Here is a 24,494-nt window from a genome sequence, read left to right as displayed (position 1 = left end):
TTTCTGCGGTTTGGGACCAAACCGCAGACGTTTTCGAGTCGGCTGCGCCCGGCTCCCCGACGCCGCAGACCCAGAAATTCCAAGACTTCTCAAAAAAGGACGCGCTGTCGCACTACCGCAACGCGTCGCGGGCGCATAGCCTCCCCTCCATGGCGGATGAGAACACGTTCTACCCGATCCCCGTCCTCGTGTGGGGCACCGGCAACATGGGGCGGGCGTCGATCCGGGCCGTGGTGGCGAACCCCGGCCTGGAGCTGGCGGCCGTCGTCGTCAGCGACGAGGCCAAGGCGGGACGCGACGCGGGCGACCTGGCCGACCTCGGTCGGACGACGGGCGTGCTCGCGACCCGCGACGCGGACGCTGCCCTGGCCACCCTGAAGGGCGGGGGAGCGGTGGCCTACACCGCCTCCGGCGAGCTCCGACCGGAGGAGGCCGCCGTCGACATCGCCCGCGCCCTCGCCGGTGGCGCGGTGGTGGTGTCGCCGTCGGTCTACGCGCTCTACGACCCGCGCAACGCTCCGGCGGAGCTGCGCGAGCCGCTCGAGAAGGCCTGCGCCGAGGGCGGCTCGGCGCTGTTCATGAGCGGCATCGACCCGGGCTGGGGCAATGACCTGCTGCCCGCGCTGGTGAGCGGCCTCGCGTCCGAGGTCGACCAGGTCCGCTGCCAGGAGATCTTCGACTACTCGACGTACGACGCCGAGGACTCGGTCCGCTACATCGTCGGCATGGGACAGCCGATGGACTACGAGCCGATGATGGTCGCGCCCGGCATCCCGTCGATGGTCTGGGGCGGACAGGTCCAGCTGATCGCCCGCGCCCTCGGCGTCGAGGTCGACGAGCTGCGCGAGACCGTCGACCGCCAGGCGCTCGACGCCACCGTCACGACCGCCCTCGGCGACTTCGAGGCCGGCACCCAGGGCGCGCTGCGCTTCGAGGTGCAGGGCATCGTCGACGGTGAGCCGAGGATCGTGATCGAGCACGTCACCCGGATCACCAACGCGTGCGCGCTGGACTGGCCGCTGCCGCCGGACGGTGGTGACGGCGCGCACCGCGTGATCATCGAGGGCCGCCCGCGCATCGAGATCAACGTCGAGGCCACCGACGAGGGCGGCAACCGCGCGGCCGGCGGGAACGCCACCGCCGCCAACCGACTCGTCAACGCCATCCCGTGGCTGCGCACCGCCGCCCCGGGCCTGTACGACGGGCTCGACGTACCCCTGCTGCCGAGCACCTACCTGAGCAAGCAGGTGGGCTGAGGTGTTCATCGAGATCCCCGAGGGCAAGGACCCGATCCTCTACGTGTGGGGCGAGCTGGTGCCCGGCATCGGCCCGGCGGCGTCCGCGATGGCGATGAGCGTCTACGAGCACAGCACCCTCGGCCTGCGCGAGTTCGAGGCCGCCCGGCTGCGCATCGCGCAGATCAACGGCTGCCTCTTCTGCCAGGACTGGCGCACCGAACGCGACGGCAAGAAGGTCGAGGACACCTTCGACCAGGCGGTCCTCGAGTGGCGTACGACGCGCGACTTCGACGAGCGCACCCGGCTCGCGGCGGAGTACGCCGAGCGCTACGCGCTGGACCACCACGGCATCGACGACGGCTTCTGGCAGCGGATGCGCACCCACTACACCGACCGCGAGATCGCCGAGCTGTCGATGTGCCTGGGCTCGTGGCTCGCGTTCGGGCGGCTCAACCGGGTGCTGGGCCTGGATGCGGCGTGCGTCCTGCCCAGCCACATCGGCTGATCGGCTCAGCCGTTCAGCAGCTTGCCGAAGCGGGCGATCGTCTCGTCGATCGCCTGCTGGCAGGCGGGCGCCCACGGGCCCATGTCGAAGAAACCGTGGATCATCCCCGGGTACGTCGTGTGCTCGACCGCCACGCCGGCGGCCGCCAGTCCGTCGGCGTACGCGATGCCCTCGTCGCGCAGCGGGTCGAACTCCGCGGTGCACACGACGGCCGGTGGCTGACCGGCGAGGTTGCCGCGCATCGGGGACAGGCGGGGGTCGAACAGGTCGGTGCCCTCGGGTGCGTAGTGCCCGATGAACCACAGCATGGTGTCCTGCTCGAGGAAGTAGCCCTTGGCGTTGTCGACGCGGGAGGCGTAGTCGCCGAGCACGTCGGTGGCCGGGTAGATCAGCAGCTGCGCTGCCAGGCCGGGGACGTTCTGCGCAGCGACCGCTGACAGGTTGCCGCCGGCGGAGTCGCCCGCCACGGCGAGGACGTCGTTGCCGCCGAGCTCGCCCAGACGACCCTGGACGTCGCGCACCGCAGCGATCGCGTCGAGCGCGGCCGCCGGGAAGGGTGCCTCGGGTGCGAGCCGGTAGTCGACCGAGACGACCACCGCGTTCGCGCCCGCGCTGATCGAGCGGGCCATCGCGTCATGCGTGTCGAGGTCGCCGATGACGAAGCCGCCGCCGTGGAACATCACCACGGTGGGGAGCGGGCCCTCGGCGAGCGGCCGGTAGACCCGGGCCGGGCGCGGGCCGTCCCCGCCGGCGACGGTGGTGTCGGTGACCGACGCGACCTCGGGCAGCGGCACGGGCGGGCGGAAGTCGATGGTCAGCTTCCGGAACCCGTCGCGGGCCTCCGCGGGCTGCAGCTCGTGCATCGGCGTCGCCCCCTCGAGGATCTGGAGCAGCGGGACGAGGTCGGCGTCGACGGGCATGGCCGCACTCTACCGGCAGCGCGTCGGTCGAAAAGGCGTTCAGCGGACCTCACGGATCGCTAGGGTCGCGCCATGCGCGCCCACCTCCGACCGATCGCCGGCCTCTTGATAGCCCTCGCTCTGGTGCTGGGCACGACGAGTGCCTCCAGTGGACAGGGCGCCACTGTCCAGGACGACCCCAGGGACATCGTCTCGGCGACGGTCGCCCACCGCACACAGGCGATCGCGGTCAAGGTCGTGACGCAGTACAGCTACACCACGCTGACCGTGGTGGTGGAGGCGCGCCGCGCAGGCGTCGTACGGCGCTACCGCGCCTTCGTCTTCGACGAGACCTCCGGGTGGAAGGTGATCGGCCCCGCTGGCGGGATCCGTTGCACCGCCGCCCAGCGGGATGCCTACGGCGCGAGCACGGTCACCATCCGCGGCAGCTTCGCGCGCCGTTGCTTCGGCTCGCCCGGTGCGATCCGCTTCCGCGTGGTCTCCGAGGGCGACCCGGGGCTGGACCAGGGTGTGCTCGACCGCACGGCGTGGTCCCGCTGGCTGCGACCGAGCTGATCTGGACGAGCCACCGTCAGGTCGGCCACTCCGCCGGGTACTCGTCCGCCGCGGCATCGTGCTGCTTGCGGAGCTTCTTCATGGACCGCGCCGAGAGCCGGTCACCGAAGACGATGCCGCCCGTGTGGTCGGCCTCGTGCTGCAGGCACTTGGCCAGCAGGCCGTCGCCCTCGAAGCGCACCGGCTGACCGTCGAGCCCGACGCCCTCCACGGCGGCGAAGTCGGGGCGGGCGCAGTCGACGAACGCGCCGGGGTAGGACAGGCAGCCCTCCGGGCTTTCGTCGAGGATCCGGTCCTTGCCCTCGGGCAGCTCCAGGACCGGGTTGCAGACGACGCCGAGGGTGCGTGCGCCGGTCGCGTCGGGGCAGTCGAAGACGAACATCGCGACGTCCTCGCCGATCTGGCAGGCCGCGAGGCCGACGCCGTCGGCGGCGTACATCGTGGCGACCATGTCGGCGGCCAGCGAGCGCAGCGCGTCGTCAAAGACCGTCACCTGCTGCTGCGGGCGGTGCATGACGGGCGTGCCCCAGCGCGTCATCGGCCGGACGTGACCGCCGCGCGGCAGTGGCCCGTAGGGCTCACGCACCACCTCGGCCGGCTCGTCGTCCCCGTTGTCCGTCGTCTTGCCCCACGCCATGGCGACATCCTAGGGAAGCGTCCGGGGCCGGTGCTGCGTGGATCACACGACTGATGTCACCCCGGGTGTAGCGCAATGTGTAACTCACAGTTACATTTAGCGCATGTCCTTGATCAGCAACCTCAAGCCGGGCGGCAAGCACGGGGTTCCGAGCACCGAGAGCCGCGATCCCATCGGCTACCTCGTGGCCGGCCTCAACCGGCTCGCCCAGACCGACCTCCTCGACAAGGTCCGCCTCCGGAAGCCGGCCGAGCAGGCCGTCTTCTCCGTGACCCGGACCGGGTTCAAGACCATGACCAACGCCAGCCGGACCTTCGCGAAGGCCGGCAAGAAGGGTCAGCCGGGCACCCGTCCGGCCCACGCCGCCGCCAGCGGCGTCTTCGACCTCACCCCGGGTGAGGACGAGCAGATGCTGGTCGACGTCGTCACGGAGTTCGCCGACGAGGTCGTCCGTCCCGCCGCGTTCGAGGCCGACAAGGCCTGCACGGCGCCCGACGACCTGCTCAAGGCCAGCCTCGAGATCGGCCTGCCGATCCTGGGCCTGCCGGAGGCCCTCGGCGGCGTGTCCGAGGAGCGCTCGGCGATGGCCGGCACCCTCGTGGCCGAGGCCCTCGCCAAGGGCGACATGGGCCTCGCCGTCGCGACGCTCGCGCCCGGCTCGGTCGCCACCGCGATCGGCCTGTGGGGCACCGACGCCCAGCAGCAGACCTACCTCCCGGCCTTCAGCGCCGAGGACGGCACGGTTCCCGCTGCCGCGCTCGCCCTGAACGAGCCCACCGTTCTGTTCGACGTGCTCAGCCCGTCGACCACCGCCAAGAAGTCCGGCGACGGCTACGTCCTCAACGGCACCAAGAGCCTGGTCGCCCGCGGTGACAGCGCCGAGCTGTTCGTCGTCGGCGCCGATCTCGACGGCAAGCCGGTCCTGTTCCTCGTCGAGTCCTCCACCGAGGGTCTCTCCGTCGAGGGCGACCCGGCCATGGGCGTGCGCGCCGCGTCCATGACCAAGCTCGTCCTCGAGGACGTCAAGGTGTCCGCGGACGCCGTGCTCGGCGAGACCGACGGCTCGACGTACACCGAGTGCGTGCGCCTCTCGCGCCTCGCCTGGTGCGCGCTGGCCATCGGCACCGGCCAGGCCGTGCTCGACTACGTGACGCCCTACGTCAAGGAGCGCGAGGCCTTCGGCGAGCCGATCGCCAACCGCCAGTCGGTGGCCTTCATGGTCGCCAACATCGCGATCGAGCTGCAGGGCATGCGCCTGCTGACCTACCGCGCCGCCTCGCGAGCCGCGGCCGGCAAGGACTTCACCCGCGAGGTCGCCCTGGCCCGCAAGGCCTGCACCGACAAGGGCATGCAGATCGGCCTCGACGGCGTGCAGCTGCTCGGTGGCCACGGCTTCGTCAAGGAGCACCCGGTCGAGCGGTGGTACCGCGACCTGCGTGCCATCGGCATCATGGAAGGAACGGTGCTCGTCTGATGGCGATCAACCTCGAAGTCCCGAAGAAGCACCGCGCCCTGGTCGACCAGGCGCACCAGGTCGCGATGAACATGCTGCGACCGATCTCCCGCAAGTACGACATCGCCGAGCACGAGTACCCCAAGGAGCTCGACATGCTCGCGGCGATGATCGACGGGCTCTCCGAGTCCGGCGCGAGCGAGGGGGCCGGCGCGACCGGCGTCCGTCGCGACGCCGACGACGGGGACAAGAAGGGTGCGGTCAAGAACGGTGCCAACCTCGCCTCGGTGACCTCGGTCGCCGAGATGTGCTGGGGCGACACCGGCCTGCTGCTGTCGATGCCCCGCCAGGGCCTCGGCAACTCGGCGATCGCCTCGGTCGCCAACGACGAGCAGCTCGAGCGCTTCAAGGGCCGCTGGGCGTCGATGGCGATCACCGAGCCGTCCTTCGGCTCGGACTCGGCCGCCATCTCGACCACTGCGGTCCTCGACGGCGACGAGTACGTCATCAACGGCGAGAAGATCTTCGTCACCTCCGGTGAGCGCTCTGACTGCATCGTCGTGTGGGCGACGCTCGACAAGTCCCTCGGCCGCGCGGCGATCAAGTCGTTCGTGGTCGAGAAGGGCACCGAGGGCGTCAAGGTCGAGCGGCTCGAGGAGAAGCTCGGCATCCGGGCCTCCGACACCGCCGTCATCACCTTCACCAACGCCCGCGTGCCGAAGGAGAACCTCCTCGGCTCGCCGGAGATCAACGTCGAGCAGGGCTTCGCCGGCGCGATGGCGACCTTCGACAACACCCGTCCGCTGGTGGCCGCCATGGCCGTCGGCTGCGCCCGGGCGTCGCTCGACCTGACCCGCGACCTCCTCAAGGAGGCTGGCATCGAGGTCGACTACGACAAGCCGGCGATCCTGCAGAGCGCCGCCGCGGCGAAGTTCCTGCAGCTCGAGTCGGACTGGGAGGCGGGCCGCCTGCTCACCCTCCAGGCCGCCTGGATGGCCGACAACCGCAAGCCCAACTCGCTCGAGGCCTCGATGGCCAAGGCGAAGGCGGGCCGCGTGGGCTCCGACGTCACGCTCTCGTGCGTCGAGCTGTGCGCCTCGGTGGGCTACAGCGAGGAGGAGCTGCTCGAGAAGTGGGCGCGCGACTCCAAGATCCTCGACATCTTCGAGGGCACCCAGCAGATTCAGCAGCTCATCGTGGCGCGCCGGATCCTGGGCCTCTCGAGCGCCGAGCTCAAGTGACCTGACGTCACCGCGACGGGTCCGCCTCCTCCGGGAAGCGGACCCGTTCGCATTTCTCCTGCGTGGCGGCGTGACACCCGTGCGCCGTCGTGCGAAGAAGAGCGGGATGCAACCAGGAACCGGCGGGTTCGCCGAGGTGTACGCCGAGCACGTGACGCCCGTGTGGCGCTACGTGCGGCTTCGCGTGCCCGCGGATGCCGATGCGGAGGACGTCACGAGTCAGGTCTTCGAACGCGCCATCCGCTCGTGGAGCGGGTACGACGGCACGCGCGGCTCGGTCGGCGGCTGGCTGATGGGCATCGCGCGGCACACCGTCGCCGACTGGTGGCGCCGCCACGGGCGCGAGCTGCCGACGGACCTCGCCGCGAGCGGACTGGGCGAAGGCGTGGCCGACGACGACCCGGAGGGCGAGGCGCTCCGGCGCCTCGGTGCCGACGAGGTACGTCGCCGGCTCGGGCACCTCACCGCTCGGGAGCGGGAGGCCTTGGCACTGCGGTTCGGCAGCGAGCTCACCTCGCCGCAGATCGCAGAGCTGTTGGGGATCACGCCGAGCGCCGCCCGGATGCTGGTGCACCGAGCGGTCGGCCGGCTCAGGGAGGTGATGGGCGATGAGTGACGACGAGCTCCTCGACGCCGAGATCGCCGCGGTGCTCGGGGGCACCGGGCGGCCCGACGGCGACCCGACGCTCACCTGGCTCGCGGCCTCCGCGCGGACCACGCCGCCGCCGGACCTCGTGGCGCGCATCGGTGCCGGCGTCCGTCGTAGGGCCCAGCGCGACCGGCCCGGCCGGCTGCTGTCCGTGGTGGCTCTGGCGCTGGCTGCGGTGTTCGTGTCGCAGGCGATCGGCAACGTGGTCGCGGGCGACTGGATCGCCGAGAACATCGGTGAGCCGAACGGTCCGCACGCCTACTTCGAGGGCGCCCTCGCGCTGATGGCGGCCGCCGCGTGCGCTGCTGCCGCCGCCGTACGACGGTCGTGGGCGCCGGTCTCGGTGCTCTCCGCCTCACCCTTGGCGGTCAGCCTGGGCCTGCACGGGGTGGGGGAGTTCGGGGTGTTCGCGGCCGGTGCGGTCCTGCACACGACCGAGGGCGTGCTCGGCATCCTGCTGGCGTGGGCATGGTGGCGTGACCGCCGCAGAAGTCGGACGTGACGCCTCGGGGGGCTGCTGCGAAGAAGGAGCGTGAAGGCTCCCACCCCGCTTCGTGCGTTCGGCGCCGCCGTCGCGCTGCCGCAGGCGGTGATCGGCGTCTGGGCGCTGGTCACGCCGCGTGGCTGGTTCGACGACTTCCCGGGCATCGGTCCGGCGCTGGCGGCGGCCGAGCCGCCGTTCAACCAGCACCTGGTCACCGACGCGGCGGCCGGCTTCCTCGCGACCGGGGTGCTGCTGCTCGGCGCCAGCCTGCTCGGTGACGCCGCCGCGATCCGGGTCGCGGCGATCGGCCACCTGCTCTTCAACGTCCCGCACCTCGCCTTCCACGCCGCGAACCCCTCACCACTGCTGCCGGCCCTGAACGACGTCCTCAACGTCGTGCTGATCGGCGCGGAGGTGGCGGCCGGCGTCACCCTGCTCGTCCTCACCACTCACCGAAAGGCCATGGCATGGGCATCCTGAAGCGGATCTGGGTCTACGTCCGGGTGATGCGCAAGGCGCGTCGCCACCGCGGAGACCTCCTCGGCTGGCTGGTACGACGCCCGCAGCTGCTGCTCGCGCAGGGCGGCTACGAGACCTCGCTGCTGCTGATGGGCCGGATGCCCGCCGAGCTGAAGACGCTCGCCGTCGCGAAGACCGCGATGATCGTGAACTGCGAGTACTGCCTCGACATCGGCGCCGAGATCGCGCGCACCGAGGGGATCGCGGAGGAGAAGCTGGTCGCCCTGCTCGAGCCGGACGGCAACCCCGTGCTGACCGACGACGAGCAGCTGGTCGTCGCCTTCGCCGCTGCCGTGTCGGCGTCGCCGGCCGTCGTACCGGATGAGCTCCGGGCCCGGCTGGACGCTCGCTTCTCCCGCGCCCAGCTGGCCGAGCTCGCGGCCGAGGTCGCGTGGGAGAACCAGCGCGCCCGGCTGAACCAGGCGCTGGGGGTGCGGCCCGCCGGATTCTCCGACGGGGCCTTCTGCCTCATCCCCGAGGCTGCTCCGCAGGGCTGAGCAGCTGGGCGCCGGCCACCGGCCGGACCTCGTGGTGGCGCGGGGCGGGCCAGCCGCGGCCGGCGTAGGCGGCATCGATCGCCGCCCTCGCCGTCGCCGTCGCGTCCACGCGGACGAGGGAGATGGCGCAGCCACCGAAGCCGCCTCCGGTCAACCGAGCGCCGAGCGCCCCGGCGCCCAGGGCGGCGTCGACGGTGACGTCGAGCTCGGCGCACGAGACCTCGTAGTCGTCGCGCAGCGAGACGTGGGACGCCGTCAGGAGACGACCGACCTCGGGCCAGTCGTCGGCCCCCACGGCGGCGACCGTGGCGCGGACCCGCTCGTTCTCCGAGTCGATGTGCCGCCACCGGTGCGGGTCGCCGGCCTCCGCCTCGGCGCGTCGCTGGGCGTACCCGCCGTCCCCGTCGGCCAGCGAGTGCCGGACGCCGGTGTCGGTGACCAGGATCGTCAGCCCAGCCCTCGCGAGGTCGAGCGGGACGTTCTCGGCCCGCGGCGCGCCCGGGTCGGCGAAGTCGATGAGCACCCCGTGGCCCTCGGTGGCGAGCAGGCTGGCGAGCTGGTCGACGCCGCCGGTGGGTGCGCCGACGTACTCCGTCTCCGCGCGGCGGCAGGCCTCGGCCAGCGCGAGCCGGCCCGCACGGTCGAGCGGCTCGCCGAGCAGGCCGGCGAGGGCGACCGCGACGGCACACTCGAGCGCCGCCGAGCTCGACAAGCCACCGCCGAGCGGGATGGTGGAGGAGAGCGAAATGTCGAGGCCGGGGAGGGACCAGCCCTGCTCCCGCAGCGACCAGACCACGCCGGCGACGTACGCCGACCAGCCGCTCGTCCGCTCGTCCAGGCGCCCGCTCCAGGGCTCGCCGTGGTCGCTGGTGACGGTCAGGCGATCGTCGTCACGGGCGGTGACCGTGGCCGTGGTGGCGAGCGGGATCGCGAACGGCAGGCAGAGGCCGCGGTTGTAGTCGGTGTGCTCGCCGATCAGGTTGACCCGACCGGGAGCGACAGCGCGCGCGGTGCTCATCGGGCCATCCTGACCTACCTCTAGGGTGACGCCCGTGCCCCGTCACCTCGTCGTGTCCGCCACCGCCGCCGAAGCCGCCCACCTGCCGGCCGGGCTGGAGGTGCTGGTCACCGGGATCGGCAAGACCGCCGCGGCGACCGCCCTCGCCCGCCGACTCGCGGCGGAGTCCTCGCTCGCCGACCTCGTGGTGGTGAACCTCGGCACCGCCGGCGCCCTGCACGACCACGTCGACGGGCTGTTCGAGATCGGCACCGTGCTCAACCACGACATCAACGCCGACGCGATCCGCGCCCTCGGCTACGACCCGCGCGAGCGCCTGGCCATCGGTGCCTCCGAGGTCGTGCTGGCGACCGGGGACGTGTTCGTCACCGACCCCGTCGTCCGCGAACGGCTGTCCGCGCAGGCGCAGCTGGTCGACATGGAGGGCTACGCCGTCGCCTATGTCGCCGCCGAGTTCGGCGTACCGGTCCGGATGATGAAGCACGTCTCCGACAACGCCGACGAGACCGCGCTGGAGTGGGTGGCACTGGTGGACCGCAGCGCGCGGGTGCTGGGGGAGTGGGCCGCGGCCCATCTCTCCTGAGGTCGGCTCGGTCAGTCAGCGGCTGCTGCTGGCGCGCCGACCACGCACGACGCCCACGAAGTCCTGGTGGACCTCGCTGTCCGCGTCGCGTGGCCAGAGCAGGGCGACCGTCGTCGGCTCGAGGTCGACGACCCGGGTCACGACGTCCTTGCGGTGGTGCAGGCGAGCGATCGACATCGGCACGATGACCACCCCGCTGCCCGACGACGCCACCTCGATGGCGTCCTTCTCGGTCATCGGCGGGAACGGCAGCTGCTCGACCTCCGGCGTCCAGCCCGAGTGGTGCGGCAGCACCAGCTGCTCGTCGGCGAGGTCGGCCGGGTCCACGGTGTCCTGATCGTCGACCGCTGCGACGAGGTGCTCGAGCGACGCCACCACGACCGGGAGCTCGTCGTAGAGCCGGACGCAGTGTAGGGGAGTGGGGCGCTCGAGGTCGACGGGGAGCCGTGCGAGGACCATGTCCGCCGTACCCTCGTCGAGGACGGCGCGCTGCTCGCCCTGCTCGATCGGCAGCAGCTGGAGCGGGATGCGCGGGTTCTTCTCGCGCCAGACCTTCGCCCACTTGTCGGGGGTGACTCCCGCCACGAACGCCACGCGCAGCTGATCCATGGACCCAGCCTCCCAGACCGGCCCCGGGTACGACGAAGCCCGGGCGCCGTGGCACCCGGGCTCGTCGTACCGGTGTCGGTCAGGCCTGGGCCATGAGGCCGAACTGCACCGCGCCGGTGTCGTCGAAACCCGCGTCGAGAACCATCGCGTCGAGCTTCTCGGCGGCCGAGTCGTCGAGGTAGACGGTCGCACCGTCCTGCTCGACGACCTGGTCGCCCGCGAGGGGCTGGTCGGTGGCGGTCACGGCGAAGCCGGCCTCCGCCTCGGAGATGCGCAGTCCCGCGGACTCCGCAGCGTCCGGTGTGTCGGTCATCTGCTTGACGATCGTGGCGGCGTTCTCAGTCAGGGTGAGCATGATGTGCCTTCTCGTTCGGTGGTCAGTGACCTCTCCGACCGTTGCACGCGCCCCGGGCCCGTTCAAGGCGCCCGGCGTGTCGCGCCGCCCCCCGGACGCCAACCTGCGTTCGCCGGAAGGGGGTCCCGATGCGACATCGGGAGGCACCCTTTGCTACGGTTTCCCAGCACTCGTCCGGGTGGCGGAATTGGCAGACGCGCTAGCTTGAGGTGCTAGTGCCCGTATTAGGGCGTGGGGGTTCAAGTCCCCCCTCGGACACCAACAGATGGGGCCCCTCCAGCGGAGGGGCCACACTGCATTTCGGGGCCGACCCGGCCGCCGTGTCGGCGTTGTCGTGCCGGGCCCGCGGCCTACCCTCGTCGGGTGGCCGACCTCACCGAACCCTGTCCCAACTGCGACACGATGATGCGGTGGGAGACCTCGCACGAGCGGTGCGACGGGTGCGGCTACATCCGTCCGTGCTGCGAGGGCGCTCCCTGCAACTGAGGTCAGCCGACGAGCGTCGAGGCCAGGCCGAGGAGCGCGCACACGCCGAGGGTCCGCATCGTCGACCACGTGCGCCCCAGGATCAGCGCGAGGGCGACGGCGGTGATCGCGAAGGCGACCGGGTCCGCGGAGGAGAGGACCGGTACGTCGAGCTCGGCCGGGCCGGCGGACACGGTGCGGGAGCGGTCGAAGAGGTTGTGCAGCGCGAAGAAGACCGCGAGGTTGGCGATCACGCCGACCACGGCGGCGGTGATCCCGGTGAGGGCCGCGGTCAGCTGCCGGTTGTTGCGCAGGCGCTCGACGTACGGGGCGCCGAGGAAGATGAACAGGAAGCACGGCACGAAGGTCACCCACGTGACCAGCAGCGACGCGAGGACCGCGGCGACCCACGGGTCCAGTGAGCCGGGGTCGCGGTAGGCGCCGACGAAGGCGACGAACTGCACCACCATGATCAGTGGACCGGGCGTCGTCTCCGCGAGGGCGAGCCCGCGCACCATCTCGCCGGCCTTGAGCCAGCCGAAGACGTTCACGGCCTGGTGCGCGACGTACGACAGCACGGCGTAGGCGCCCCCGAAGGTCACCACGGCGGCGCCGGAGAAGAAGAGGCCCTGGTCGACGAAGACGCTGTCGCGGCCGAAGGTGGCGGCAGCCACTGCGACGGGCGTGAACCACAGGACCAGGCCCAGGACGAGCAGCTTCAGCCCGCGCACCGTCGAGGGCGGGTCGTGGTGCAGCGCGTCGTCGCTGATCAGAGGGGGCGGGCCGTCGGCGGCCGGACCGTGTGCGTTGGCCTCCGTGAACGCGGGGACGCGGCGGCCCACCAGCCACCCGATCACGCCGGCGGCCGCGACGACGGCCGGGAAGGGCACCTTGAACACGGTGAGGGCGACGAACGACGCGACGGCCATGACCACCAGGGCCGGGTGGTGCAGGGCCCGCTTGCCGACGCGGTGCACGGCCTGGACGACGATGGCGATCACCGCGGGCGCCAGCCCGGCGAAGAGTCCCGTGACGAACGTGGTGGAGCCGGCTCCGACGTACAGCGCGGAGAGGGCCAGGAGTGCGAGGACGCCTGGCAGCACGAAGAGGATCCCGGCGACGAGTCCGCCGGCGGTGCCGTTGAGCAGCCACCCGACGTAGATCGCGAGCTGCTGCGCCTCGGGGCCGGGGAGCAGCATGCAGTAGTTCAGGGCGTGCAGGAACCGCTGCTGACCGATCCACCGCTTCTCGTCGACCAGCTTGTGCTGCATGACCGCGATCTGGCCGGCGGGGCCGCCGAAGGTCTGCAGCGAGATGGCGAACCAGGCCCGGGTGGCCTCCCTGAGTGGGATGACGTCGTCGCGGCGTGAACGGGTCGACGTCATGGACGCAGGCTATCGACGGCAGCCGCGCCGATCCGCACCCCCAGGTCCTCGAGCTCGTCGGCCACGTCGGCTGCGATCCAGACCTGGTTGCGTGATCGCGTGGTCAGCGGACGGATGATGCCGGTCTCGTGGAGTCGCCCGATGGCGGCGTAGGTGCTGGACGCAGCTCCGCCCAGATGGGTCTGGGCGTCGTCGGCGGAGAGGACGGGGACGTCGAGGAGGTTCTCGAGCAGACGGGCGGTGGCGCTGCCTCGTCGTGGATAACCGGCGCGCTCCTCCCAGAGTGGCGGCAACGCGACGAGGCGCTCGGCTGTCGTCGCCGACTCGAGGGCGGCGATGGTCGTGCCGCGGGTGAAGGAGGCCAGCAGGGGTGCGACGTCGCCGGCACGGTAGGCGCCGAGGGCGTCGAAGTAGTCCTGCCGGCGCACGACGATCGCCGACGCGAGGGGTACGACGATCCGGGAGGTCGCGCGTCGACGGCGCAGCACCGTGTTGATCAGGGCGCGTCCGATGCGGCCGTTGCCGTCGGTGAAGGGGTGGATCGACTCGAACTGCGCGTGGCTCACGGCTGCCTGGGTGAGGACGGGGACGTCGTCGCGGTTGGCGAAGGTGAGCAGGTCCCGGAGCCCGGGCTCGACCAGTCGGGCGGGCGGCGGGACGTACCAGGCACCACGGGGCGAGTGATCGGAGCCGCCGATCCAGTTCTGCATGTCGCGCAGCCGGCCGGCGTACGGGGCCTCGGAGGGATCGTCGGCCATCAGCACACCGTGCGCGCGCAGGATCCGGTCCAGCAGGATCGGAGAACCGTCGGTGACCGAACTGATCAGGTCGTCGAGCGCCCGGGTGGAGGCGACCATCGAGGTGGCCGACGCATTGGAGCGGTTGCCGTGCAGTGCGCGGGCGTAGTCGTCCATGGAGGCCTCGACCTGCTCGATCTTCGAAGAGGCGACGGACTCGGCGCGGAGGAGGAGTGTCGACAGTGAGGCGAGCTCCCGGCCGTGGGTCGCGTCGAGGACGGCCAAGTGGCGCAGTGCGTTCTCGGCGTCGGCCGCGAGGGCGGGTGGCACCTGGAGATCGAGGTCGGCGATCGGCGGCGGGAGGGAGACCCGGACCTCGCGCAGGGTGCGGTCGTCGATCGTGCCGCCGCGCACGTTCTGGCGCCACGGCTCGACCGCGGTGGCATGGGGCGTGATCGGCACGGGCACGAAGACCTCCCTTCCCGGACGATGGTACCCGTTGCTCCGAGTTGGTAGGCACAAGTCGGAATACGGTGTCGCGCATTCCGAGTTGGCGCCCGCTGGGCATGGGACCGGCCGACCCCGGGCGCGTAGCCCGGAGCCGGCCGGCGTTCAGTGCGGCGGAAGGCTCAGTTCCACAGCGCCGCGTACTTCAGCACACCCCCCGAGCGGTACGCCGACACGGCGACCAGGAGTCGCCCGGCGGCGGTCTGGGTGTTGAACTCCGTCTGGTACTGCGCGGAGGTCAGGTTGTGGCGGGCGACCGTGGCCGGAGCACCGGAGGTGAAGATCGCCGAGAACCGGACCGAGGTGCCGACCAGGTAGGTGTCGAGGTAGACCGGACGGCGCCCGGCGGCGACCTGCTGGTTGTAGACGGTCTGGTAGTCCGCCTCCGCGATGTTGGTCAGCGAGACGAAGCCGCCCACCGCGACCTTCTCGTACATCGCGGTGTACTGGCGAGCCCCGTCGACGTACACGACCGAGATCTGGCGCGGGCGGTAGCCGGCGGCGGTCAGGCTGTTGAACTTCGCCTGGTGGGTCGCCGCGCTGACGCCGTGGTACGCCGTCCAGGCCGGGCCGCTGGTCTTGGTGAAGACCGACGAGTAGCGGACCGCGCCGTCCTGCAGGTAGCTGTCGACGTGGGTCAGGCGGTAGCCGGCGTCGACGTAGCTGGTGAACGAGGCCTGGTACTGCGCGGCCGTCTGGCCGTTGCGCGCGGCCCACGGCAGCCCGCCCTTCGGGCGCCAGATGCTGGCGACGCGGGAGGCGCTGCCGTCCTGGGCCTGCTGGCGCCACACGAGGCGGTAGCCGGCGAGAGCGGTGTCGTTGAACTCCTCCTGCCAGCAGGTGTTGTTCACGCCGTGGCGTGCCCACTGGGTGCCGCCGACGACCACGCGCTGCCAACCGCAGGTGTTGGGGTTGATCAGCTCGCCCTGGCGCAGCGCGGCCTCGCTGCTGTTGGTCAGTGCGGTGAAGCCCGGCGTCGAGGTCGGGGTCGCCTGCATCCGTGCGGTGGCGTGGTGGAAGCGGAGCGGGAGGCCCTGGGCGGTGCCGGCGCTGTCGCTGAAGCCGACCCGGTCGGCGAGGTGCAGGTGCAGGTGTGGACCGGACGAGTTGCCGGAGTTGCCGCTGTAGCCGAGGAACTGGCCCTGCTGGACGAAGATGTTCAGGCCGGTGGCCGCGTTCGCGGGGCACAGGGTGCTGGAGAGGGAGCCCGCCTTGAAGTGGGCGTACAGCGCGACCTCGCCGGTGGCGTGCTCGATGTAGAGGTGGTTGCCCTCGACCTCGGGCTCGGGGGAGAGCACCCCGGGCACGTTGTCCGGCTGGTCCTTGCGGCACTTGCGGATGAAGCCGTCGGCCATCGCGTAGATCGGCGTGCCGAAGGTCCAGTAGTCGGTGTTGGCGTAGGGCTTGGTCGCACCCGGCTTCACGGTGCTGTACGCCGAGCCGTTCCACTTCACGATCTGCAGGTCGTAGGCGAAGCGCTGGTTCTGCACGCCGCGGTGGTGCGACGTGGCGTCGTGGCCGGTGCCGAGCTTCCAGTGGCCGCCGCTGACGGCCGACGCCGGGAAGCGGTAGCCGCCGGACGGCGTCTTGTTGACGTACTCGACCAGCGTCCGTGACACCGTCTTGGAGTCGAAGCCGCTGAAGCCAAGCTTGACCGAGACCGACGCCGGGAGCGGGAAGGCGTTGATCCGGTTGTCGGGCACGACCAGGAAGAGCGTCGAGCCGGACAGGCCGGACTTGGCCATCGTCTTGTTGACGGTCGAGGTCTGGCTACCGATCGAGCTGCCCGGGTAGCTGACCGTGACCGTGGTCAGGGTGAGGTTGCTGGTGGTCGAGGTGTTCGCCACCCGCATGTCCATGTTGAGCCGCCAGCCGGCGGCGTCGCCGGCGTAGCGCGGGGCCACCCGTTCGACGTACAGCTGGCTGGTGCTGTCCGGGTTGACCGGCTGGACCTGGGTGACCGACACCGGGGCGGCGACCGCGTGGGCCGGGGTGGAGGTCAGCGCCGCCTGGAGGGGAGCTGTCAGGAGGGACAGCCCCACCAGGGCCGCCCAGCGGCGCCCCCGGTTGACCGTGCGCCTGCATTCAGTGGACATCGTGATCCTCGCTTCCGGGCACGCGGGCGCGTGCCTCCCGGAGAGGAGCAGCCGGCACCCCGCCCTGATACGACGAGATGGAGAATCCCTCCATGCGACCTCTGGACCCGGGCTCCGTCGTCCGGTTGCGGGCGGCGCCGCTGACCTACGTCCGCCCCGACCCCCGACCCGGTACGACGGCCGAGGTGCCGCCCGGCTTCACCGCCTTCACCCGCTCGGTCGACCTGCGTCGTACCGACCTCGACGGCGCGGCCGCCGACCTGCTCGCCTGGCGCGTCCACGAGCGCGCCGGCCTGCGGGTCCGCGCCTCCGGTCCGGCCGGGGACGGTGCGGTCGTCGAGATACGGCTCGGCCTCGGTCCGGCGTCGGTCCGGATCCCGTGCCGCGTGGTCGCGGTCGTCGACGAGCCGGGCCGGCGCGGGTTCTCCTACGGCACGCTGCCCGGCCACCCGGAATGCGGCGAGGAGGAGTTCCTGCTGGAGCGGCGGGCCGACGGCGGGCTGCGGTTCACGGTGTCGGCGTACTCGCGGCCAGGCAGCCTGCTGGCCCGGGCCGGCGGACCGCTGACCGGGGCGGTGCAGCGGCTGATGACCGCGAGGTACCTGGCCGCTCCCGACCGGCTCCTAGGCTGACGGGATGAGCGACCCCACCGACCAGTCCGCCCGTGCCCTGGCAGCGGCGGAGGCGCTCGGACTGACGTTCACCGTGACGCGTCACGGGCCGGTGCGCTCGCTCGAGGAGGCGGCCGAGGTCCGGGGGATCGAGCCGCGCCAGATCGTCAAGACGATGGTGGTGCGCGTCGCCGAGGGCGACCACCGCTTCGTGCTGGTGCCGGGGGACCGGGAGATCGCGTGGGCGAAGCTGCGCGCCCTGCTCGGGGTGAACCGGCTGTCGATGCCGCCGGCCGACGCCGCGCGGGAGGTGACCGGCTACGTCCGCGGCACGATCACGCCGCTGGGCTCGCTGACGGCGTTGCCGGTGATCGCGGACGAACGGGTGACCGGCGAGATCTCGATCGGCGGCGGTGCGCACGGCGTCGCGCTCACCGTCGACGGCGCCGCCCTCGTCGTCGCGCTGGGAGCGACGGTCGCCGACGTCACCGACCTCGCCGGCTAGAGCGGGGCGTCCGCCCGGTCCAGCGCCGGTATGCCGCCCCGAAGCTCGTCGCCTCGGCGTACCCGAGCTCGCGTGCGACGTCGTCGACGCTCAGGCCCGGACGACGCAGGAGGTCCTCGGCGGCGCCGCGCCGTACCTCGTCCAGCACGGTCCGGTACGACGTGCCGGCGTCCGTCAGGTGCCGGCGCAGCGAGCGCTCGCTGAGCCCGAGGACGCCGGCGACCTCGGCCATCGGGGCTCCGGACGACAGGCGTTGGGCGACCAGGATCCGCACCTCCTCGGCGACGCCGGTGCGACTGCGGCGGCTGGCGACCAGCTCACGGCACAGCGCCTCGGCCATGGCGAAGGCGTGCGGGTTGGCCTGCGGGAGCGGCACGTCGAACCACGACGCGGCGAGCCGCAGCTCCGCCCGGCCGTCGTCGGTCGACAGCACCGGCGTGGGCGCGCCGCCGGCGATCTCGCGCAGCACGGTCGCGATCGCGGTGAGGTCCCGCTCGACGAGGAACGCCCGCACGTCGGCGGGTAGGTCCCGCGGGTCGACGGAGATCACGACATCGTCCCCGTCGAGGCTCGCCGTCGGCACGCAGAAGGTGAAGCTCAGGTCGAGGAAGCGGAAGGTCAGGTTGGCGGCCTCGCCGAGGGTGGCGCTGCTGATCAGGGCGAAGCCGAGGGGGCCGAACGTCGAGGCGTGGTAGCGCGCGCCGACCAGGGCCCCGGTCATCGAGGGGGCGGCGGCGAGCAGGTTCCGCACCACCCGCAGCTCCTGCTGCGCCGTCACCTCGCGGCGGTGGTCGGCGAGGTCACGCGCGCTGAGGCCGCTGCCGCGCAGCAGGTCCGCCACGCCGACCTCCACCGAGGCCCCCGCCGCCACGAGCAGTGCCGTGCCGGCGACCTGGCGCGGGAAGTCCGACGTGCGGGTGACCGGTGGTTCGAACATGGCCGGAATTATGGATCCTCTGGCCGGTGAGCGCTCGATCCGGCGCGCGGTGGTTCCTAGAGTCCTGGCATGCAGCCTTCGGTCATCGTCATCGGCGCCGGGTTCGGCGGCCTCGCGGTCGCCCACCACCTGCGGGCGGCCGGCGTCACGGACATCACGATCCTGGAGCGTGCCGACGACATCGGCGGGGTGTGGCGCGACAACGTCTACCCGGGCGCGGCGTGCGACGTACCGTCGGTGCTCTACTCGTGGTCCTTCGCCCGCAAGGCCGACTGGACGCACCGCTACGCGCGCCAGCCCGAGATCCTCGACTACATCCGCGAGCACGCCGACGCGAGCGGACTGCGCGACCTGGTCCGTACCCACGCCGAGGTGGCCGAGGCGGCCTGGGACGACGACACCCGCGCGTGGACCGTCCGGCTGACCACCGGCGAGGAGCTGACCGCCGACGTCGTCGTCTCCTCCGTCGGGCAGCTGTCGCGCCCGGCGATCCCGAGGATCCCGGGCCTCGACGGCTTCGCCGGGCCGGTCTTCCACTCCGCGACCTGGGACCACGACGTCGACCTCGCGGGCAAGCGGGTCGGTGTGGTCGGTACGGGCGCCAGCGCCATCCAGTTCGTGCCCGCGATCGCCGACCGGGTCGGTGCCCTGACCGTCTTCCAGCGCTCGGCGCCGTACGTCGTCCCGAAGCCGGACGGGGCCTACTCCCCACGCCAGCAGCACCGGTTCGCGAAGCACCCGCGGCTGCACCACCTCACCCGGCGCGGTGTCTTCCACCTCTCCGAGCAGCTCAACCGGACCCTCGACTCCGACGGCCGGCTCGCGGTCGTCCTGCACAAGGCCTGGCAGCTGCAGCTGCGCCGGCAGGTCAAGGACCCCGCGCTACGGGCGAAGCTCGTGCCGGACTACCCGCTGGGCTGCAAGCGCCTGCTCTTCGCCAACGACTGGTACTCCACGCTCGCCCGACCCCACGTCGACGTCGTCGCCGACGTCATCGCCGCGGTCGAGCCCGCGGGGGTGCGCACCGACGACGGCGTGCTGCACGAGCTCGACGTACTGATCCTCGGGACCGGCTTCGCGGCCACCGAGTTCCTCGCGCCGATGGACGTCCGCGGCCGCGGCGGCCGCCGGCTCCGCGACGCGTGGGCCGGGGGCGCCCGCGCCCACCTGGGCATCGCGGTGCCCGACTTCCCGAGCTTCTTCATCCTCTACGGCCCGAACACCAACCTGGGCGGCAGCTCGATCATCGGGATGCTCGAGGCCCAGGCCGGGTACGTCGTCGCCGCCGTCCTCGAAGGTGCCCGCAGGGGCGCCCCGTTGGCGGTGCGCGCCGACCGCGCCGCGGCGTACGACGAGGAGATGCAGCACCGCCTCGGCGACAGCGTCTGGTCGTCCTGCACGAGCTGGTACCGCGAACCCGGTGGCCGGATCACCACCAACTGGCCGGGGACGGTCGCGGAGTACCAGCGCCGTACCGCCGACTTCGACCCGTCCGACTTCGAGCTGGAGGCTGTCCGATGACCCACTACGACGTCCTCGTGATCGGCTCCGGGTTCGGTGGCAGCGTCACCGCGCTCCGGCTGAGCGAGAAGGGCTACGAGGTCGGCGTGCTCGAGGCCGGGCGCCGATTCGCCGACGACGAGCTGCCCACGTCGTCGTGGAAGGTCCGCGACTACGTCTTCAACCCCGCCCTCGGTTGCTACGGCCTGCTCCGGATGACGCTGCTGAAGGACGTGCTCGTGCTCACCGGCGCGGGGGTCGGCGGTGGGTCGCTGGTCTACGCCAACACGCTCTACGAGCCGCCGAAGGCCTTCTTCGAGGATGCCCACTGGGCCGGGATCACCGACTGGGCCGACGAGTTGGCGCCCTACTACGACCAGGCGCGGCGGATGCTCGGCGTCACGCCGTACCCCTGGATGTCGCCGTCGGACCACGTGATGAAGTCGGTCGCCGACGGGCTGGGGGTGGGGGAGACCTTCGGACCGACGGACGTCGGTGTCCTCTTCGGGGAGCGACCGGGGGAGCGCGTCGCCGACCCGTTCTTCGGCGGCGTCGGCCCGGCCCGGACCACCTGTACCGACTGCGGCGCCTGCATGACGGGCTGCCGCGTCGGCGCCAAGAACACCACCGTCAAGAACTACCTCCACCTCGCCGAGCGGGCCGGTGCCGTCGTCCACCCGATGACGACGGTCACCGACGTGCGCCCCCGCCCCGGAGGCGGGTACGACGTCACGACCCGCCGCACGCAGGGCAAGGCCCGCCGCGGTCGGCGCACCTTCACGGCCGACCAAGTGGTGTTCAGCGCCGCGTCCCTCGGCACGCAGCGACTGCTGCACCGGTTGCGCGACGGCGGCAGCCTGCCGCGGATCTCGCCACGGCTGGGCGAGCTGACCCGGACCAACTCGGAGGCGATCCTGGGCGTCCGCGCGCGGGGCGACGAGGTCGACTACTCCCGCGGTGTCGCGATCACCTCGTCCATCCACGTCGACGACCACACCCACGTCGAACCGGTCCGCTACGGCCGGGGCAGCAACCTGCTCGGCCTGCTGATGGCGAGCCTCACGGACGCCCCGGACGACGGGCGCTCGCGCCTGGTCGCCGGGCTGCACGAGATGTGGCGGCACCGCCGCGACCTGCCGCACCTGCACGACCCGCGGCACTGGTCCGAGCAGACGATCGTGCTGCTGGTCATGCAGAGCCTCGACAACTCGCTGACGACGTACCTCCGGCGGCGACCATGGGGCCGCACGCTCACGACCCGTCAGGGCACCGGTGAGGCCAACCCGGTCTGGATCCCGCAGGGCCACGAGGTGGCGCGCCGGGTCGGCGAGGAGATCGACGGCATCCCCGGTGGCACCTGGGCCGACCTGGTCAACATCCCGGCCACCGGTCATCTGATCGGCGGCTGCCCGATCGGGGAGACGGCCGCGGACGGCGTGATCGACCCCTACCACCGCCTCCACGGGTACGACGGGCTGCACGTGATCGACGGCTCGGCGGTCGCCGCCAACCTCGGCGTGAACCCGTCGCTGACGATCACCGCGATGTCCGAGCGCGCGGTCGCGATGTGGCCGAACAAGGGGGAGCCGGACCAGCGGCCGGTCACGGGGAGCGGCTACCGGAGGATCGGGCCGACCGCACCGCGGAGCCCGATGGTGCCGCCGACCGCCCCCGCGGCGTACCGGCTGCCGGTGGTGGCCCCGAGTGACCACTAGCATCCCGGGGTGAGCACCTACGTCTCCTTCGTGGCCTTCGCGGCGCTGCTCGCGATGGCCCCCGGCCCCGACACCTTCCTGACCCTGCGGGCGACGGTGGTCGGCGGCCGGACCCGCGGCCTGGTGACGGCCGCCGGCATCACGGTCGCCTGCGCCGCCCAGGGCGTGCTCGCCGCGACCGGTCTCGGGGCGGTGCTGGCTGCCGCGGAGCCGGTGTTCCTGGCCGTGCGGTGGGCCGGTGTCGCCTACCTGACCTGGCTCGGGTTCACCGCCCTGCGCGACGCGCTGCGACGCGACGGCAGCGTGTGGGCGGTCGGTGACGGTCCCGGCACGGTCCGGCACCGCACCGCGTTCCGGCAGGGCTTCGTCTGCAACATCACCAACCCGAAGGTGCTCGCCTTCAACCTCGCGGTGCTGCCGCAGTTCGTCGGCGAGGGCCAGGGCCTGCCGACGCTGATGGCCTACGCGCTGACCCTGGTCGTGATCGGCTCGTTCGTGCTGGTCGCCGTGGTGTGGGTGGCGAGCAAGGCCGCGCACGCGCTGTCCCGGCCGTCCTTCCGCCGCGGGGTGGACGGCGTCACCGGCGTCGTGATGCTCGGCTTCGCGACGGCGTTGGCGACCGAGGCCTGAGGACGGGCCCCGTCAGGACGGCGGGCGGGTCTCGATGACGGTGCCGTCGAGGGCGAACTCGACGGAGCCGCTCTGCCCGAACTCGTTGCTGACGCTCGCCCGGATCCACTCCGGGGTGGTGTCGTCGGGGTCCGGCTTGGCGATGTAGAGGGAGCAGTCTCCGGGCTCCTCGACCAGCGCGACGGCCTGGTCGCACATGCCGTCGAGCAGGCTGGAGTCGACACGGCTGAGGTCGAAGAGCTCCTCGTCGCCGGTGCCCTTGGTCGACTCGCGGAGGTCGCCGTCCCAGTAGTAGCTGATCTCGCGCTCGTCCGACGGGACGTCCGGCTTGTAGGGCACGTCGATCACGGCGTACTCGGGGTAGACGACGACATTCCTGGCCAGGGTCGACCCGGTCTCCTCCTCGAGCGCGCGGACCATGGCGTCGTAGCCCTTGTCGGTCTGCGGCTGGTTCCCGGGATCGTCGCCGCCGCCGGACAGCACGACGATGAGCGTGGTCGCGACACCCACCACGGCGATGCCGCCGATCGCGAGGCCGACCGGGAACCGGGGCCCGGTACGACGGACCGTCCGCTCGTCGAGCGACCGGACGGGCTTCGGCTGCTGCGGCGGCCGGTAGGCCTGGACCTTCGGCTTCTTGGGCACGTTCGCGCCGGACTCACCATCCGGTGTCGAGTCGGGGGAGTACCGCTTCCAGGTCGGAGCCACGCACCGGAGACTAGTGGGACGCAGGAAGCCACGCACGGGAACCGTGCGGCTCCGTGCCACGATGGGGCACATGGCCGCCACCGCGCACCACGACGTCACCGGGGACGTGGCGGCAGAGGTCGTCGACCTCTGCCGCGACCTCATCCGCATCGACACCTCCAACTACGGCAGCGACGAGGGCCCCGGCGAGCGCAAGGCCGCCGAGCACGTCGCCGGCCTGCTGGACGAGGTCGGCATTGCGGCCGAGGTGGTCGAGACCGCTCCCGGGCGAGCCAACGTGCTCGCCCGCTGGGGCGGTACGGGCGCGTCCGGGCGGCAGGACGCCCTCCTGCTGCACGGCCACCTCGACGTCGTACCGGCGGCGGCGGAGGACTGGCAGGTCGATCCGTTCAGCGGCGAGGTCCAGGACGGCTACGTCTGGGGTCGCGGCGCGGTCGACATGAAGGACTTCGACGCGATGCTGCTCTCGGTCGTGCGAGCGCGGCAGCGGGCCGGTCGCGTGCCGGAGCGCCCGGTCGTCCTCTGCTTCACCGCCGACGAGGAGGCCGGCGGCCACCAGGGCGCGGAGCAGCTGGTGAAGCACCACGCGGACTGGTTCGACGGGTGCACCGAGGCGGTCGGCGAGGTGGGTGGCTTCAGCACCACCGTTCGCGGCCGTCGTCTCTACCTCATCGAGGCCGCCGAGAAGGGCATGGCCTGGATGCGGCTGACCGCCCGCGGCCGCGCCGGTCACGGTTCGATGATCAACGACGACAACGCCGTCACCCGGCTCGCGTCGGCCGTCGCGCGCATCGGCGCCCACGAGTGGCCGGTCCGGCTCACCCCGACCATGCAGACCCTGCTCGCCGCGGTCGCCGAGCTCGTCGGCACCGAGGCCACCCCCGAGAACGCGCCGGCGCTGATCGACGAGTTCGGCGGCGCGGCCCGGATGCTCGGCGCGGTGCTGCGCAACTCGACCAACCCGACGATGCTCGGCGCCGGCTACAAGGTCAACGTGATCCCGACCGAGGCGACCGCCCACGTCGACGGACGCTTCCTGCCGGGCTTCGAGGACGAGTTCTTCGCGACCCTCGCCGAGCTGACCGGCGAGGGCATCGAGATCGACTACGTCTCCAACCAGCCGCCCTGGGAGATGCCCTACGACGGCGCCCTGGTCGACGCGATGAGCCGCAGCCTGCTGGCCGAGGACCCCGACGCCCTCGTGGCGCCGTACCTGATGAGCGGGGGGACCGACGCCAAGCACTTCACCAAGCTGGGCATGCGCTCCTACGGCTTCGCCCCGCTCCGGCTGCCCGAGGACCTCGACTTCACCGCGCTCTTCCACGGCGTCGACGAGCGCGTCCCGGTCGAGTCGCTCGAGTTCGGCGCGCGGGTGATGGACCGCTTCCTCGACCAGGTCTGACGCGTCGGAACTGTTGCGGTTTGGTCCCAAACC

Annotated in this window: 26 protein-coding genes and 1 tRNA gene; 17 read left to right on the top strand and 10 right to left on the bottom strand. The window is 72.0% G+C overall.

All coding sequences use genetic code 11. The features are described from left to right. Positions 1 to 149 precede the first annotated feature (149 nt). Complete coding sequence (locus ASE20_RS06765) at positions 150 to 1,256, top strand: dihydrodipicolinate reductase (RefSeq protein ID WP_056893729.1); 1,107 nt, start codon at positions 150 to 152, stop codon at positions 1,254 to 1,256. Between the two features lies 1 nt (position 1,257). Then, positions 1,258 to 1,743: a carboxymuconolactone decarboxylase family protein gene (locus tag ASE20_RS06760; RefSeq protein WP_056893728.1), complete on the top strand. Its 486-nt coding sequence runs from the start codon at positions 1,258 to 1,260 to the stop codon at positions 1,741 to 1,743. A 5-nt stretch (positions 1,744 to 1,748) separates the two neighbouring features. On the opposite strand, the gene ASE20_RS06755 is transcribed toward ASE20_RS06760, so the two are convergent. After that, positions 1,749 to 2,663, bottom strand: coding sequence for an alpha/beta hydrolase (locus tag ASE20_RS06755; protein ID WP_056893727.1), 915 nt, complete (start codon positions 2,661 to 2,663; stop codon positions 1,749 to 1,751). Between the two features lie 72 nt (positions 2,664 to 2,735). Between ASE20_RS06755 and ASE20_RS06750 the strand changes: the two genes are divergently transcribed. After that, positions 2,736 to 3,218, top strand: coding sequence for a hypothetical protein (locus ASE20_RS06750; protein WP_157538617.1), 483 nt, complete (start codon positions 2,736 to 2,738; stop codon positions 3,216 to 3,218). 16 nt (positions 3,219 to 3,234) lie between these two features. Here ASE20_RS06750 and def read toward each other — a convergent pair whose 3' ends face one another. After that, on the bottom strand, positions 3,235 to 3,855 hold the full coding sequence (def, locus tag ASE20_RS06745) for a peptide deformylase (RefSeq protein ID WP_082612197.1): 621 nt from the start codon (positions 3,853 to 3,855) through the stop codon (positions 3,235 to 3,237). A gap of 103 nt (positions 3,856 to 3,958) precedes the next feature. Here def and ASE20_RS06740 point away from each other — a divergent pair, with 103 nt between their 5' ends. The 6 genes from ASE20_RS06740 (at position 3,959) to ASE20_RS06715 (ending at position 8,698) form a co-directional block, all read left to right on the top strand. After that, the gene (locus ASE20_RS06740; protein ID WP_082612196.1) at positions 3,959 to 5,329 is read left to right on the top strand and encodes an acyl-CoA dehydrogenase family protein; all 1,371 of its coding nucleotides are present in this window, start codon (positions 3,959 to 3,961) and stop codon (positions 5,327 to 5,329) included. Beyond that, positions 5,329 to 6,549, top strand: a complete 1,221-nt coding sequence (locus ASE20_RS06735) for an acyl-CoA dehydrogenase family protein (protein ID WP_056893725.1) — start codon at positions 5,329 to 5,331, stop codon at positions 6,547 to 6,549. Before ASE20_RS06740 ends, ASE20_RS06735 begins: the two co-directional genes overlap by 1 nt. Before the next feature lie 106 nt (positions 6,550 to 6,655). Continuing rightward, positions 6,656 to 7,165: an RNA polymerase sigma factor gene (locus tag ASE20_RS06730; protein ID WP_056893724.1), complete on the top strand. Its 510-nt coding sequence runs from the start codon at positions 6,656 to 6,658 to the stop codon at positions 7,163 to 7,165. Next, positions 7,158 to 7,700, top strand: a complete 543-nt coding sequence (locus tag ASE20_RS06725) for a hypothetical protein (RefSeq protein ID WP_056893723.1) — start codon at positions 7,158 to 7,160, stop codon at positions 7,698 to 7,700. The genes ASE20_RS06730 and ASE20_RS06725 overlap by 8 nt, the downstream gene beginning before the upstream one ends. A 30-nt stretch (positions 7,701 to 7,730) precedes the next feature. Next, on the top strand, positions 7,731 to 8,162 hold the full coding sequence (locus tag ASE20_RS06720; RefSeq protein ID WP_056893722.1) for a hypothetical protein: 432 nt from the start codon (positions 7,731 to 7,733) through the stop codon (positions 8,160 to 8,162). Beyond that, positions 8,150 to 8,698, top strand: coding sequence for a carboxymuconolactone decarboxylase family protein (locus ASE20_RS06715; RefSeq protein ID WP_056893721.1), 549 nt, complete (start codon positions 8,150 to 8,152; stop codon positions 8,696 to 8,698). Before ASE20_RS06720 ends, ASE20_RS06715 begins: the two co-directional genes overlap by 13 nt. On the opposite strand, the gene ASE20_RS06710 is transcribed toward ASE20_RS06715, so the two are convergent. Then, a complete protein-coding gene (locus ASE20_RS06710; RefSeq protein ID WP_056893720.1) occupies positions 8,670 to 9,716 on the bottom strand; it encodes a galactokinase in 1,047 nt (348 codons plus the stop codon). The two genes, ASE20_RS06715 and ASE20_RS06710, sit on opposite strands and share 29 nt — an antisense overlap. A 34-nt stretch (positions 9,717 to 9,750) precedes the next feature. Here ASE20_RS06710 and ASE20_RS06705 point away from each other — a divergent pair, with 34 nt between their 5' ends. Continuing rightward, positions 9,751 to 10,299, top strand: coding sequence for a nucleosidase (locus ASE20_RS06705; RefSeq protein ID WP_056893893.1), 549 nt, complete (start codon positions 9,751 to 9,753; stop codon positions 10,297 to 10,299). A gap of 15 nt (positions 10,300 to 10,314) precedes the next feature. On the opposite strand, the gene ASE20_RS06700 is transcribed toward ASE20_RS06705, so the two are convergent. Beyond that, on the bottom strand, positions 10,315 to 10,908 hold the full coding sequence (locus ASE20_RS06700) for a substrate-binding domain-containing protein (protein WP_056893719.1): 594 nt from the start codon (positions 10,906 to 10,908) through the stop codon (positions 10,315 to 10,317). A 79-nt stretch (positions 10,909 to 10,987) separates the two neighbouring features. After that, positions 10,988 to 11,263 carry a hypothetical protein gene (locus tag ASE20_RS06695; RefSeq protein WP_056893718.1) on the bottom strand — a complete coding sequence of 92 codons (276 nt, stop codon included), beginning with the start codon at positions 11,261 to 11,263 and terminating at the stop codon, positions 10,988 to 10,990. Positions 11,264 to 11,435: 172 nt separating this feature from the next. Here ASE20_RS06695 and ASE20_RS06690 point away from each other — a divergent pair. After that, positions 11,436 to 11,524: transfer RNA gene (locus tag ASE20_RS06690), tRNA-Leu, on the top strand. A 227-nt stretch (positions 11,525 to 11,751) separates the two neighbouring features. On the opposite strand, the gene chrA is transcribed toward ASE20_RS06690, so the two are convergent. The 3 genes from chrA to ASE20_RS06675 form a co-directional block, all read right to left on the bottom strand. Continuing rightward, positions 11,752 to 13,113, bottom strand: coding sequence for a chromate efflux transporter (gene chrA, locus ASE20_RS06685; RefSeq protein WP_056893717.1), 1,362 nt, complete (start codon positions 13,111 to 13,113; stop codon positions 11,752 to 11,754). Beyond that, on the bottom strand, positions 13,110 to 14,318 hold the full coding sequence (locus ASE20_RS06680) for a Fic family protein (protein WP_082612195.1): 1,209 nt from the start codon (positions 14,316 to 14,318) through the stop codon (positions 13,110 to 13,112). The genes chrA and ASE20_RS06680 overlap by 4 nt, the downstream gene beginning before the upstream one ends. A 161-nt stretch (positions 14,319 to 14,479) precedes the next feature. After that, positions 14,480 to 16,453 (bottom strand): peptidoglycan DD-metalloendopeptidase family protein, encoded by a 1,974-nt coding sequence (locus ASE20_RS06675; protein WP_082612194.1) that lies wholly within the window; start codon positions 16,451 to 16,453, stop codon positions 14,480 to 14,482. Between the two features lie 92 nt (positions 16,454 to 16,545). Here ASE20_RS06675 and ASE20_RS06670 point away from each other — a divergent pair, with 92 nt between their 5' ends. Together ASE20_RS06670 and ASE20_RS06665 are read left to right on the top strand one after the other, a co-directional pair. Then, positions 16,546 to 17,085: a DUF1990 domain-containing protein gene (locus ASE20_RS06670; protein ID WP_225869186.1), complete on the top strand. Its 540-nt coding sequence runs from the start codon at positions 16,546 to 16,548 to the stop codon at positions 17,083 to 17,085. A 4-nt stretch (positions 17,086 to 17,089) separates the two neighbouring features. Continuing rightward, positions 17,090 to 17,569 carry an aminoacyl-tRNA deacylase gene (locus ASE20_RS06665; protein WP_056893714.1) on the top strand — a complete coding sequence of 160 codons (480 nt, stop codon included), beginning with the start codon at positions 17,090 to 17,092 and terminating at the stop codon, positions 17,567 to 17,569. On the opposite strand, the gene ASE20_RS06660 is transcribed toward ASE20_RS06665, so the two are convergent. Beyond that, entirely contained in the window at positions 17,550 to 18,506 is a 957-nt protein-coding gene (locus tag ASE20_RS06660) for an AraC family transcriptional regulator (RefSeq protein WP_082612193.1), read from the bottom strand. The two genes, ASE20_RS06665 and ASE20_RS06660, sit on opposite strands and share 20 nt — an antisense overlap. Positions 18,507 to 18,575: 69 nt before the next feature. On the opposite strand from ASE20_RS06660, the gene ASE20_RS06655 reads away from it, so the two are divergent. Genes ASE20_RS06655 through ASE20_RS06645 form a run of 3 tightly spaced genes read left to right on the top strand, consistent with a single transcriptional unit; the run spans position 18,576 to position 22,351 of the window. Continuing rightward, on the top strand, positions 18,576 to 20,027 hold the full coding sequence (locus ASE20_RS06655) for a flavin-containing monooxygenase (RefSeq protein WP_056893713.1): 1,452 nt from the start codon (positions 18,576 to 18,578) through the stop codon (positions 20,025 to 20,027). Further along, complete coding sequence (locus tag ASE20_RS06650; protein ID WP_056893712.1) at positions 20,024 to 21,721, top strand: GMC oxidoreductase; 1,698 nt, start codon at positions 20,024 to 20,026, stop codon at positions 21,719 to 21,721. Before ASE20_RS06655 ends, ASE20_RS06650 begins: the two co-directional genes overlap by 4 nt. Before the next feature lie 9 nt (positions 21,722 to 21,730). After that, a complete protein-coding gene (locus ASE20_RS06645) occupies positions 21,731 to 22,351 on the top strand; it encodes a LysE family translocator (RefSeq protein ID WP_056893711.1) in 621 nt (206 codons plus the stop codon). 12 nt (positions 22,352 to 22,363) lie between these two features. Here the strand turns inward: ASE20_RS06645 and ASE20_RS06640 are convergent, their stop codons facing one another. Continuing rightward, on the bottom strand, positions 22,364 to 23,059 hold the full coding sequence (locus ASE20_RS06640) for a hypothetical protein (RefSeq protein ID WP_157538616.1): 696 nt from the start codon (positions 23,057 to 23,059) through the stop codon (positions 22,364 to 22,366). Between the two features lie 70 nt (positions 23,060 to 23,129). Between ASE20_RS06640 and ASE20_RS06635 the strand changes: the two genes are divergently transcribed. Beyond that, positions 23,130 to 24,461: a M20/M25/M40 family metallo-hydrolase gene (locus ASE20_RS06635; protein WP_056893709.1), complete on the top strand. Its 1,332-nt coding sequence runs from the start codon at positions 23,130 to 23,132 to the stop codon at positions 24,459 to 24,461. Positions 24,462 to 24,494: the final 33 nt, after the last annotated feature.

It is taken from the genome of Nocardioides sp. Root240 (genome assembly GCF_001428825.1).
Classification (GTDB): domain Bacteria; phylum Actinomycetota; class Actinomycetes; order Propionibacteriales; family Nocardioidaceae; genus Nocardioides.
This window is presented reverse-complemented; position numbering and strand designations above follow the sequence as displayed.